Below are 12,024 nucleotides of genomic sequence, written 5' to 3'. Positions count from 1 at the left end.
ATGTCAGGGTCAGTGGGTGGGGGGAACGTCGGGAAGATCGGAATCGTCGGGGAGTTCGGCCAGGGCGCCGAGGGTGACGGGCTGGGCGATGGGGCGGCGGGGCGGCCGCTGCGGCTCCCCGGCCAGGCAGGAGACGGCGTAGCCGCAGATGCGGCCCTGGCACCAGCCCATGCCGGGCCTGGCCAGCAGCTTGATCGAGCGCGCGTCGGTGGCGCCGAGGTCCTGGGCCTCGCGTACGCGGGCCAGCGGCACCTCCTCGCAGCGGCACACCAGCGTGTCGTCGCGCAGCCAGCCCTGCCAGCCGGGTTTGACGGGGTACGCCCGCTGCAGCGCCTCCCCGAAGGCCCGCCCGCGCTCCCGGCGCCGCAGCAGCAGCCCCGAATCGGCCACCGACGAGCGCGCGTCGGCCACCACGGCGCGGCCGGCGATGCGGCCCTCCGTCTCGGACAGGAGCCAGCCGCCCACGCCCGTGGGCTCCCCGGCGGCCCAGACCCCGGAGACGGAGGTGCGCTGGGCGGCGTCCACGTCGAGCACGGGGCTGCCGTCCACATCGTTCCGGGTGGCGCAGCCGAGCTGGGTGGCCAGTTCGATCTGCGGCACGAACCCGTACCCGACGGCCACCGTGTCGCACGCGACGACGCGGGTGGAGAGAACGTTCCACTCCTGGTCGAGGCGGGCCACGGTGACGGCCTCCACCTCGCGCTCCCCGTGCGCCGCGACCACCGCCTGGCGCGTCCGGTACGGCACGCGGTGCCTGGCCAGGCTCGCGGCGTACCCGGCGGCCTCCCCGGCCTTGCCCAGGGCCAGCAGCGGATGCCTGGCCAGCCCGAGCCCGCCGTTCGCCTCCAGTACCCCGAGCACCCGCGCCCCCGCCGCGGCCAGCCCGGTGGCCACGGGCAGCAGGAACGGGCCGGTGCCGGAGACGACGATCCGCCTGCCCGCCACGACGCCGTTGCCCTTGAGCAGCGCCTGCGCGCCGCCGGCGGTCAGGACGCCGGGCAGGTCCCACCCGGGGAACGGCAGCGGCCGGTCGTGCGCGCCGGTCGCGATCAGCAGCCGCCGCGCCCGCAGGACGACCTGCCGCTCCGTGGAGTCCGCGCCACGCGTGACGCAGTGCACGGCCAGGTCCCCGTCCGGCTCGCGGGTGACGCTCCACACCTGGTGCCGCAGCAGCACCTCGGCGCGGGCGTCCAGGGCCCGCGCCTGCCGCAGGAACCGGTCCAGGCCGGGCGCGGGCTTGGGGTCGGCGGCGTGGCGGAAGTACTGGCCGCCGAGCCGTACGGAGGAATCCAGGAGCGCCACCCGCAGTCCGGCCAGCGCCGCCGTGAGCGCGCCGGCCACCCCCGCGGGCCCGCCGCCGATCACCACCAGGTCGTACGTCATGACGTCGTCACCTCGTCGCCGGGCGCGGCCTCCACCAGGCAGGCCCGCTCAGGGGCCCGCCCGTTGACCGAGATCAGGCAGTCGAAGCAGACCCCGATCCCGCAGAACAGCCCGCGGGGCCGCCCGCCGAAGCGGGTGCTGCGCCACGACCGCACCCCGGCCGCGTGCAGCGCCGCCCCGATCGTCTGCCCGGGCACGACGGGTACCGGACGCCCGTCGATCGTGATGTGGAACGTCAAGAGGACTCCTCCGCGAAGCGATCCGGCCGGAAGGGCCGCAGGTCCAGGTCGGTCGGGGAGCCGGTGAGCACCTGCGCGAGCAGGTGGCCGGTCGCCGGGGCGAGCCCGATGCCCGCCCCCTCGTGCCCGCAGGCGTGATAGAGCCCGGGAACACGCGGGTCGGCGCCGATGACGGGCAGGTGATCGGGGCAGTACGGCCGGAACCCGCAGTACGACCTGATGGCCCGCACCTCGCGCAGCGCGGGGAACAGCGCCACGGCCTGCTCGGCCAGGCGGGCGAGCACCGGCACCGACGTCGTCCGGTCGAACCCGACCCGCTCCCTGCTGGCCCCGATGAGCACGGTGCCCGCGGGCGTGCCCTCCACGACCGCCGACGTCTCCAGGGCCTCCGAGTCGCTGGCCACGTTCGTGACGTAGGCGGCGGTGTAGACCTTGTGCCTGATCAGCGGCTCCGGCAGCGGCTCGGTGACGAGGATGAACCCGCGCCTGGGCAGGATCGGCAGGTCGACCCCCGCCAGCGCGGCCACCTCGCCGCCCCAGGTGCCCGCCGCGTTGATCACCGCGTCGCCGAGCACGTCACCCTGGGAGGTGCGCACACCCGCGATGCGGTCCCCTTTCCGCACGAACCCGGTCACCGCCGCCCCGAGGCGCAGCCGCAGCGTTCCGTGGCCGAAGCTCTCCGCGCCGTGCCTGAGCAGGCGCGCGGCGGCCAGCATGGGCTGCACCTGGGCGTCCTCGGGGTAGTACACCCCGCCGGCCAGACCCTCGGCCAGGTGCGGCTCGTAGTCGCGCAGGGATTCGCCGGGCACCAGGGTGTGCTCCACGTCCTGCTTGGCGGCCAGCTCGGCGAGCTGCCGCCGGACCTCGGGGGTCTCGGCGACCACCAGGCCACCCTTGGGCTCGAACTCGAAGCCGCCGAGGTCCGCGAGCGAGCGCCAGAGCCGGTTGGACAGCAGAGCGAGCTCCAGCTCGGGGCCCGGCTCCTTGTCGGACACCAGCACGTTGCCCTCGCCGGAGCCGGTCGTGCCGCCCGCCACGGGGCCACGGTCGACCACGGTCACGTCGAGACCGGCGCGCGCGGCATAGTAGGCGCATGCGGCGCCCACGACTCCGGCGCCGACCACGATGACGTCGGACATCCATCACCTCCCAGGTCTGTAATATGTCACATACCTCGCTCTCTTGAGAAGGCCTTTTCCACTGGACGGACGACACCGCCGCCCCCTGCCCCCGCCGCTACCCACCGACGGCATATCACCACCTCACCGCACCCGGCCAAGCTCCCTTCGCGGAGGGGTGGCCGAAGGGCCGTCGCGGGGTCGGGGCGGGTGACCGGTGGGGGGACCGGGTGGGTGGGCCCGTACCATCGATGGCGTGAAGCTACCCACGGACCACCCCAACCGCCACGTGCGCCGCCTGTTCTCCTTCTGGGCGCCCACGACGCAGTCGATGCGGGCCTGGGCGATGGCGTCCGTGGTGGTCAACGCGGGCATCGCGGTGACGGGCGCGGGCGTGCGCGTCACCGGTTCCGGGCTGGGCTGCCCGACCTGGCCCAAGTGCACGCCGGACAGCTTCATCCCGGTCGCGCACCCCGAGGTGTCGATGCTCAACATGCTCGTCGAGTTCGGCAACCGGCTGCTGACGTTCCTGGTGCTGGCGGTGGGCGTGGCGTGCGTGCTGTCGGCGTTCCGGCTGGCGCCGCGCAGGCGCTCGCTGATGACGCTGGCGCTGCTGCAGCCGGCGGGCGTCCTGGCCCAGGCGCTGTGGGGCGGCCTGGTGGTCAGCACGATGCTCAACCCGTTCACGGTGGGCATGCACTTCCTCATCTCCATCGGCCTGATCGCCGCCTGCTGGATGCTGTACGCCCGGGCGGGCGAGGGCGACGGCCCGGCGCTACGGGTGACCCACCGCGACATCCGCAGGCTCGGCTACGCGCTGCTCGCGGCCGTGTTCGCGCTGCTGGTGGTCGGGGTCGGGGTGAGCGGCACGGGCCCGCACTCGGGCGACGAGATGGCCTCCCGCTTCGACCTCGACATCGAGGCGGTGGCCCGGCTGCACGCCGACGTCGCGTACATCGTGGTGGGGCTGACGTTCGCGCTGCTGTTCGCCCTGCACGTGAGCAAGGCACCGCGGCCCGCCCGTCGGGCGGCGCTGGCGCTGCTGGCCGTGGAGCTGGGTCAGGGTGTGATCGGCTACACGCAGTACTTCCTGGCCGTGCCCGCCGCGCTGGTGCTGCTGCACGTGCTCGGCTCCACGCTGGTCTGGATCGCCGCGCTCAGGGTGGTCACCTCGCTGCGCACCCGCTCCCCGCAGACCGCCCCCGCCGACCACTCCCCCACCGAAGCCGCCGGAGCACCCGCCGCCGTCTGAGCGGATATGCCAGGGTATGAGGGGATCGGTCCGCCACTCCCCCACCCCCTGGAGGGTGAGATTTGTTACTGAAAGTCCGCCCCACTCGGAAGGCCCTGCGGCGCGCGTACCAGGGTCTGGTGCTGGTCAGCGTGCTCTCCCTGGCACCCATGACGTGGGCCTGGCTCGGCAGCTCGGCGCACCGGGTGACGGCCGTGGGCGACGCCTGGCTCGGGCGGGTGCCGGCGGCGCAGGCCGCGCTGGTGCTGGGCGCGGGCCTGTACGGCACGCAGCCCACCCCGATGCTGGCCCACCGGCTCGACATCGCCGCCGAGCTCTACCGGGCCGGCAAGGTACGGGCCCTGCTGCTGTCGGGCGACAACAGCCGCAAGGAGTACGACGAGCCGACGGCCATGCGCGACTACCTGCTCCGCAGGGGCGTGCCGGAGCGGGTGATGGTGCTGGACTACGCGGGGTTCGACACGTGGGACTCGTGCGTGCGGGCGCGCAAGGTGTTCGGGGCGCGGCAGGTGACGGTCGTGACGCAGGAGTTCCACCTGCCCAGGGCCGTGACGCTGTGCCGGACGGCCGGGCTGGAGGCGTTCGGGGTGGGTGACGACTCGACCAGGGAGTTCGCCGCGCCCACGTACGCCTACGCCACCCGCGAGCTGCTCGCCACCGCCAAGGCGTTCGCCGACGCGATGGTGCTCCACTCCGACCCGGTCTATCCGGGCCCGCGCGAGGTCTCCCTGACGAACATCCTGGCTCAGCCCGGCGCGCCGGGGGCGTAGCCGGGCGGCGGGGTGCCCCGCGCGGCCGACCTGGCGTGCGCCGTCGGCACCGGGAAGTCCGCCCGGGCCGTGCTCATGCACTCCAGCAGCGCCCGCTGCTCCTCGTGGAAGCCCTGCTCGTCGACCATGTGGCGGGCCGCCCGCTCGTGCAGCAGGCCCAGCTCGGTGGCGGCCAGCTGGTAGTCGCGCATGGCGCGCAGCCCGCGCTTGCCGCCGTGGGCCTTGGCCCACTGCCTGGCCTGGCGCCGCCGGGGGAACGTCGACAGCATGTAGATGTCGGCCTGGGTGACCAGCTTGGTCGGCTCGTACGGCGGCAGGTAACGCTGGATGAGGGCCACGATGCGCCGCCGGTCCTTGAACACCACGCCGATGAGCACGATCAGCACGGCCAGCAGCGCCAGGTAGGCCACCACGAGCCCGGGGAAGCCGCCGTAGGAGGCCAGGCCGTTCCACAGGCCGTGCAGGATCATCGCGCCCGACCAGCCCGCCAGGATGTAGAAGACCCGCTCGGGGCCTTCGCGCCGGGCGGCGTAGGCGACGGCGACGCCGATCATGGAGCTGAACAGCGGATGGGCCAGCGGCGACAGGATGCCGCGCAGCACCACGGTGACCGCGAGCCCCTTGACGCCGGAGTTGGACAGCGCGGCGAGGTAGTAGCTGACGTTCTCGCTCATGGCGAAGCCGAGCCCGACCATGCTGGCGTAGATGATGCCGTCGGTGGGGCCGTCGAGTTCGGCCCTGCGGAACCTGAGCAGCCCGAGCAGCACCAGCCCCTTCATCGTCTCCTCCACCACGGGCGCGCCAAAGGTGGCCGCGACGTTGCGGGCGCCGGCCTCCGACAGCTTGGCGGTGTCGATGATGTAGTGCAGGTTGAGGTAGTTGATCAGGCCGGCGACCAGCACTGCGACGCCCGCGCCCCACGCGAAGGCGAAGATCAGGTTGCTGCGCGGCTCCGGCTCCATCCGGTCGAGCGCCAGCACGGCCGCCAGCAGCAGCGGCACCGGCGCGAGCGCCAGCGCGAGCGCGATGAAGAACTGCACCGGAGCGCCGTTGAGCACGTCGAAGGAGAACGAGACCAGAGCGCAGACTCCGGTGAGGACAAGCCCGATGATCAACGCGAACGACGGGCGGTCCTTCAACACCCAGCGTGGATCACGGGTCGCCATACGGTGACTTTAACGGATCAGAGGGCCGGGGTCCGTGCCGGTCAAGACAGCGTCACCGTCCGGACACGCGGCCGCACGCCGTCAGGCCAGCAGCGGGTCGATGGCCACGGCCAGGAACAGCAGCGCCAGGTAGGCGTTGGACCAGTGGAAGAAGCGCATGGGGCGCAGGTCGACGCCGGTCTTGCCGGCGTTGAGCCGGGCCAGCAGGCGGTGGACCTCCCACAGGCACATGGCGCCGAGGACGGCGGCCACGATCGGGTAGAACAGCGTGGTGCCGGCCACCGGCCACAGCGCCAGCGAGCACAGCACCGTCGCCCACGTGTAGGCGATCGACTCCAGGATCACGCGCCGCTCGGTGGCCACGACGGGCAGCATGGGCACCTTGGCCGCCGCGTAGTCCTCCTTGTAGCGCATGGCCAGCGTCCAGGTGTGCGGCGGCGTCCAGAAGAACACCACCCCGAACAGCACCAGCGGCGCCCAGTCGAGCCGCTCGGTGATGCCGGCCCAGCCGATCATCACCGGCATGCACCCCGCGATGCCGCCCCACACGATGTTCTGGGCCGTGCGGCGCTTCAGGATCATCGAGTAGACCAGCACGTAGAACAGGATCGCCCCGGTGGACAGCATGGCGGCCAGCCAGTTGGTGGTCACCCAGAGGCCCACCAGGGACAGCACGCCGAGCACGATGCCGAAGACCAGCGCGCCCCGCGGCGACACCTGGTGCCTGGCCAGCGGCCTGCGGCGGGTGCGGCGCATCTTCTGGTCGATGTCGCGATCCACGTAGCAGTTGAGCGCGTTGGCGCTGCCCGCCGATAGGGTGCCGAACACCATGACCGAGATCGACGTCCACAACGGCGGCAGGCCGCCCGCGGCCAGGAACATCACCGGCAGCGTCGTGATCAGCAGCAGCTCGATGATCCGCGGCTTGGTGAGCGCGATGTAGGCCTTGACGATCATGCCGATCGAGCGCGGCCCCTCCACCTGCGGAGATCGGGCCGTCGCCTGCCTGTTGGTCAGCACCGTCAAGGCGCTTCCAGCCTGTGCGGAGTCAACGCGTAACCTCTGATTAGAGCGGATCCATGGGTGGGCGCCGTGACGCCTCTGCGAACAAACAAACTGTAGTCGCAGGGGCGGCCGGTCCGGCCAATGGGGGGCTTGCGCCGCACATGGACACGTGCGGGTGGGATGGGAATCGTTCGCCAGCTCCACTCGGTTAGGGTCCCGTGTGGGCGGGATAGCCAATCAATGACTACTAGATTCCGGAGATCGAGCACTTGAGCACCGAACTCGTGCCAGCCCTCGAATGGACCGACCTGGACAAGCAGGCGGTCGACGTCGTTCGAGCCCTGGCGATGGACGCAGTGGAGAAGGCGGGCTCGGGTCACCCCGGCACCGCCATGAGCCTGGCTCCCGCCGCATACCTGCTGTTCCAGCGTGTGATGCGTCACGACCCGACCGATCCCAAGTGGGCCGGGCGCGACCGTTTCGTGCTGTCGTGCGGCCACTCGAGCCTGACGCTCTACATCCAGCTCTACCTGTCCGGCTACGGCCTCACGCTCGACGACCTGCGCCGGCTGCGCCAGTGGGACAGCCTCACGCCCGGTCACCCCGAGTACGGCCACACCGCGGGCGTCGAGACCACCACGGGCCCGCTCGGCCAGGGCCTGGGCAACGCGGTCGGCATGGCGATGGCGGCCCGCCGCGAGCGCGGCCTGTTCGACCCCGACACCGAGGCCGGCGGCTCGCCGTTCGACCACCACATCTGGTGCGTGGTCAGCGACGGCGACATCGAGGAGGGCATCAGCCACGAGGCCAGCTCCATCGCCGGCCACCAGAAGCTGGGCAACCTCATCGTCGTGTGGGACGACAACCAGATCTCCATCGAGGACGACACGCTGATCGCCAAGTCCGAGGACGTGGTCAAGCGTTACGAGGCCTACGGCTGGCACACCCAGAGCGTCGACTGGACCGAGACCGGCGAGTACGCCGAGGACGTCCAGGCGCTCTACGACGCGCTGCAGGCGGCGAAGGCGGAGACCGACCGGCCGTCGTTCATCCGGCTGCGCACGATCATCGGCTGGCCGGCCCCCAACAAGAAGAACACCGGCAAGATCCACGGCTCGGCCCTGGGCGAGGCGGAGGTCGCCGCCACCAAGGAAGTCCTCGGCATGGACCCGGCCAAGACGTTCGACGTCCCGGCCGCGGTGCTGGAACACGCCCGCGGCGTCGCCCAGCGCGGCCGCGCCGAGCACGCCGAGTGGGAGAAGGGCTACGCCGAGTGGCGGCTGGCCAACCCCGAGCGCGCCGAGGAGTTCGACCGCATCTCCCAGCGCGAGCTGCCCAACGGCTGGGCCAGGGCGCTGCCGTCGTTCGAGACGGGCGCGTCGATCTCGACCCGCAAGGCCTCCGGCGACGTGCTCAGCGCGCTGGCGCCGGTGCTGCCGGAGCTGTGGGGCGGCTCGGCCGACCTGGCGGAGTCGAACAACACCACGATGAAGGGTGAGCCGTCCTTCATCCCCGAGGAGTTCCAGACCAAGGAGTTCCCCGGCAACCGCTACGGCCGCACGCTGCACTTCGGCATCCGCGAGCACGCCATGGGCGCCATCCTCAACGGCATCGCCCTGCACGGCGGCACCCGCCCGTACGGCGGCACCTTCCTGGTCTTCTCCGACTACATGCGCCCCTCGGTGCGCCTGGCCGCGCTGATGAAGCTGCCGGTCACGTACGTGTGGACGCACGACTCCATCGGCCTCGGCGAGGACGGCCCCACCCACCAGCCGATCGAGCACCTGTGGTCGCTGCGCGCGATCCCCGGCCTCGACGTGGTGCGCCCGGCCGACGCCAACGAGACGGCGTACGCCTGGAAGGCCGTGCTCAAGCACACCGACCGGCCCGCCGCTCTGGCTCTGACCAGGCAGAACCTGCCGGTCGTCGAGGGCACCAGCGCCGAGGGCGTGGCCCGCGGCGGTTACATCCTGCGCGAGGCCTCCGACGGCCAGCCCAAGGTCATCCTCATCGCCACCGGCAGCGAGGTGGAGATCGCACTGGCGGGCCGCGAGCTGCTGGAGGGCAAGGGCATCCCGACGCGGGTCGTGTCGATGCCGTGTGTCGAATGGTTCAAGGGGCAGGACATCGCATATAGGCAGACGGTTCTGCCTTCGTCGAACCGGGCTCGGGTCGCGATCGAGGCCGGCATCGCGCTCGGCTGGCACGAGTTCGTCGGCGAATGCGGCGAAGTGGTCGGTCTCGAACACTTCGGTGCCTCCGCCCCGTACAAGACTTTGTACGAGCTGTTCGGGCTGACGGCGGAGCGCGTGGCGGCGGCGGCACATGCGAGCCTGGCCAAGCTTGGTCAGGAAAAGGGCGAGACGACGGGAAACTGAAGAAGACATGAGCGAGATCCTCAAGAACCTGTCCGGCCAGGGCGTTGCCATCTGGCTCGACGACATCAGCCGTGAGCGACTGCGCACGGGCAACCTGGAGCAGCTGATCCGCGAGAAGAGCGTCGTCGGGGTGACCTCCAACCCGACGATCTTCGCCAACGCGCTCAGCAAGGGCGACGCCTACGCCTCCCAGCTCCACGACCTCGCCGTACGCGGCGTGGAAGTGGGCGAGGCCGTGCGCGCCATCACCACCTACGACATCCGCTGGGCCGCCGACGTGCTGCGCCCCGTCTTCGACGCCACGGGCGGCGTGGACGGCCGCGTGTCGCTGGAGGTGGACCCGCGCCTGGCCCGCGAGACCGAGAAGACGGTCGCCGAGGCCCGGGCGCTGTGGTGGATGGTCGACAGGCCCAACCTGTTCATCAAGATCCCGGCCACGGTCGAGGGTCTGCCCGCGATCACGCAGGCGCTCTCGGAGGGCATCAGCGTCAACGTCACGCTGATCTTCTCCCTCGAGCGCTACCGCGCGGTCATGGACGCCTGGCTCGCCGGCCTCGAGGCGGCGCAGGCCAAGGGTCTCAACCTCGCCACGATCGAGTCGGTGGCCTCGTTCTTCGTCAGCCGCGTCGACACCGAGATCGACAAGCGGCTCGACAAGGCGGGCAAGCCGGAGCTGAAGGGCAAGGCGGGCATCGCCAACGCGCGCCTGGCGTACGCGGCGTACGAGGACGTGATGAACTCCGAGCGCTGGCAGCGCCTGCGCTCGGCGGGCGCCCGTCCGCAGCGGCCGCTGTGGGCCTCGACCGGCGTCAAGAACCCCGACTACTCCGACACCATGTACGTCGACCAGCTCGTCGCCCCCGGCACCGTCAACACGATGCCGGAGAAGACGCTCGACGCCACGGCCGACCACGCCAACGTCACCGGCGACACGGTCCGGCCCTTCTACGAGCAGGCCTGGAACACCATGGCCGCGCTCAAGGAGGCCGGCGTCGACTACGACGACGTGGTGAAGGTGCTGGAGGACGAGGGCGTCGAGAAGTTCGAGGCGTCCTGGAACGAGCTGCTCGAGAGCGTCACCAAGAACCTGGTTCCGTGATGGAGGTGCTCTACCGCGAGGAGGGGGTGGCCTCGGCCGCTTCCTCCGTCGCGGGGCGCCTCGTCGCCGACGGCGTGCCCGCGCGGCTCGCCGCCGGCGACCCCACGCTGTGGGGTGAGGACGCCGAGCGGGAGGCGGCGGTCAGGCTCGGCTGGCTGACCCTGCCCCGCTACTCTCGCGAGCTGCTGCCCGTGCTGGGCGGGCTCGTCGAGCGGGCCCGCGCCGCGGGCCTGACCAACGTGGTGCTGGCCGGGATGGGCGGCTCGTCGCTGGCGGCGGAGGTCATCTGCGCGACCGCCGACGTGCCGCTCACCGTGCTGGACACGACCGACCCGGGGCAGGTGCGGCGCGCGCTGAGCGAGCAGCTCGACGCCACGGTGGTGGTCGTGGCCGGCAAGAGCGGCTCGACCGTGGAGACCGATTCCCTGCTGCGGATCTACGAGCGGCTGTTCACCGACGCGGGCCTGGCCCCCTCCGGCCGCGTCGTGGTCGTCACCGACCCGGGCTCGCCGCTGGAGAAGCGGGCCGTGGAGGCCGGTTACGAGCTGGTGCTCGCGCAGCCGGACGTCGGCGGCCGTTTCTCGGCGCTGTCGGCGTTCGGGCTGGTGCCCAGCGCGCTGGCGGGCGCCGACGTGGCGCGGCTGCTGGACGAGGCCGGGGAGGTGCTGCCGCTGCTGTCGCGCGACACCGGCAACCCCGGGCTCGACCTGGGTGCCGCGCTCGGCGGCGCGGCGCTGGCCGGGCGCGACAAGCTGCTGCTGGAGGACCAGCTCTCGGCCATCACCGGGCTGCCCGACTGGATCGAGCAGCTCGTGGCCGAGTCCACCGGCAAGCAGGGCAGGGGGCTGCTGCCCGTCGTGGGCGCCGACGCCAACGAGAGCGGCGACGAGCTGGTCGTCGCCATCGAGACCGACGTCGGGGACGTGCGCGTGGACGGGCCGCTGGGCGCGCAGTTCCTGGTCTGGGAGTACGCCACCGCCCTCGCGGGGCTGCTCCTGGAGATCAACCCGTTCGACCAGCCGAACGTGGCCGAGTCGAAGGCGAACACCGCGGCGCTGCTGGCCCTGCCCGACCTGCCGACCGGCGCGCCGTCGTTCGTGGACGGGCCCGTCGAGGTGTACGGCGCGGCCACGGCCCGGGACCTGCCCGGGCTGTTCGCCGAGTTGCTGAACGCGATACCGGCGGACGGCTATCTGTCGATCATGGCCTTTCTGGACCGGATGGCGGCCTTCGACGCCCCGGTGCCCGACGGGGCCGACTTCGAGCAGATGACCGACGCCTGGATGATGGCCGACCCGGCGACGCTGCGGGCGCTGCTCGCGCTGCGCACGAACCGGCCGGTGACGTTCGGGTGGGGCCCGCGCCTGCTGCACTCGACGGGGCAATACCACAAGGGCGGGCCGCAGAACGGGGTGTTCCTGCAGATCACCGGGGCGGTGGCCGAGGACGTGACGGTCCCCGGCCGGCCGTACACGCTGGGGCGGCTCCAGCTGGCCCAGGCGCTCGGCGACCTGGGGGCGCTCGAGACCCGCGGACGGCCCGCCGTACGACTGCATTTGACCGATCGCGCGGCGGGTGTCGCGCGTTTGCTCGCAGCAGCACAGGAGGCTTGAC

At 72.0% G+C, this 12,024-nt stretch carries 10 protein-coding genes; 5 read left to right on the top strand and 5 right to left on the bottom strand.

What is annotated here, in order from left to right; translation table 11 throughout:
- Positions 1–9: 9 nt before the first annotated feature.
- Genes ACIHFD_RS42305 through ACIHFD_RS42295 form a run of 3 tightly spaced genes read right to left on the bottom strand, consistent with a single transcriptional unit; the run spans position 10 to position 2,761 of the window.
- Entirely contained in the window at positions 10–1,383 is a 1,374-nt protein-coding gene (locus ACIHFD_RS42305; RefSeq protein ID WP_397371720.1) for an NAD(P)/FAD-dependent oxidoreductase, read from the bottom strand.
- The gene (locus ACIHFD_RS42300) at positions 1,380–1,622 is read right to left on the bottom strand and encodes a (2Fe-2S)-binding protein (protein ID WP_185076981.1); all 243 of its coding nucleotides are present in this window, start codon (positions 1,620–1,622) and stop codon (positions 1,380–1,382) included. Before ACIHFD_RS42300 ends, ACIHFD_RS42305 begins: the two co-directional genes overlap by 4 nt.
- Complete coding sequence (locus tag ACIHFD_RS42295) at positions 1,619–2,761, bottom strand: FAD-binding oxidoreductase (protein ID WP_350740008.1); 1,143 nt, start codon at positions 2,759–2,761, stop codon at positions 1,619–1,621. The genes ACIHFD_RS42300 and ACIHFD_RS42295 overlap by 4 nt, the downstream gene beginning before the upstream one ends.
- Before the next feature lie 235 nt (positions 2,762–2,996).
- On the opposite strand from ACIHFD_RS42295, the gene ACIHFD_RS42290 reads away from it, so the two are divergent.
- Both ACIHFD_RS42290 and ACIHFD_RS42285 read left to right on the top strand, forming a co-directional pair.
- On the top strand, positions 2,997–3,992 hold the full coding sequence (locus ACIHFD_RS42290) for a heme A synthase (RefSeq protein ID WP_397371719.1): 996 nt from the start codon (positions 2,997–2,999) through the stop codon (positions 3,990–3,992).
- Between the two features lie 62 nt (positions 3,993–4,054).
- Positions 4,055–4,762, top strand: coding sequence for a vancomycin high temperature exclusion protein (locus tag ACIHFD_RS42285; RefSeq protein ID WP_397371718.1), 708 nt, complete (start codon positions 4,055–4,057; stop codon positions 4,760–4,762).
- On the opposite strand, the gene ACIHFD_RS42280 is transcribed toward ACIHFD_RS42285, so the two are convergent.
- Positions 4,738–5,928 carry a PrsW family intramembrane metalloprotease gene (locus tag ACIHFD_RS42280; RefSeq protein ID WP_350739999.1) on the bottom strand — a complete coding sequence of 397 codons (1,191 nt, stop codon included), beginning with the start codon at positions 5,926–5,928 and terminating at the stop codon, positions 4,738–4,740. The genes ACIHFD_RS42285 and ACIHFD_RS42280 overlap by 25 nt on opposite strands.
- An 81-nt stretch (positions 5,929–6,009) precedes the next feature.
- Positions 6,010–6,954: a heme o synthase gene (locus tag ACIHFD_RS42275; protein WP_350739996.1), complete on the bottom strand. Its 945-nt coding sequence runs from the start codon at positions 6,952–6,954 to the stop codon at positions 6,010–6,012.
- Positions 6,955–7,202: 248 nt separating this feature from the next.
- Between ACIHFD_RS42275 and tkt the strand changes: the two genes are divergently transcribed.
- Genes tkt through ACIHFD_RS42260 form a run of 3 tightly spaced genes read left to right on the top strand, consistent with a single transcriptional unit; the run spans position 7,203 to position 12,023 of the window.
- Complete coding sequence (tkt, locus tag ACIHFD_RS42270) at positions 7,203–9,311, top strand: transketolase (protein WP_364260248.1); 2,109 nt, start codon at positions 7,203–7,205, stop codon at positions 9,309–9,311.
- A 7-nt stretch (positions 9,312–9,318) separates the two neighbouring features.
- Positions 9,319–10,410 (top strand): transaldolase, encoded by a 1,092-nt coding sequence (tal, locus tag ACIHFD_RS42265; RefSeq protein ID WP_397371717.1) that lies wholly within the window; start codon positions 9,319–9,321, stop codon positions 10,408–10,410.
- On the top strand, positions 10,410–12,023 hold the full coding sequence (locus tag ACIHFD_RS42260) for a glucose-6-phosphate isomerase (protein ID WP_397371779.1): 1,614 nt from the start codon (positions 10,410–10,412) through the stop codon (positions 12,021–12,023). The genes tal and ACIHFD_RS42260 overlap by 1 nt, the downstream gene beginning before the upstream one ends.
- The last annotated feature ends 1 nt before the right edge of the window (position 12,024 follow it).

Source organism: Nonomuraea sp. NPDC051941, assembly GCF_044593615.1.
Note: the sequence above shows the minus strand (reverse complement) of the source record. Positions and strands in the feature narration are given on the sequence as shown.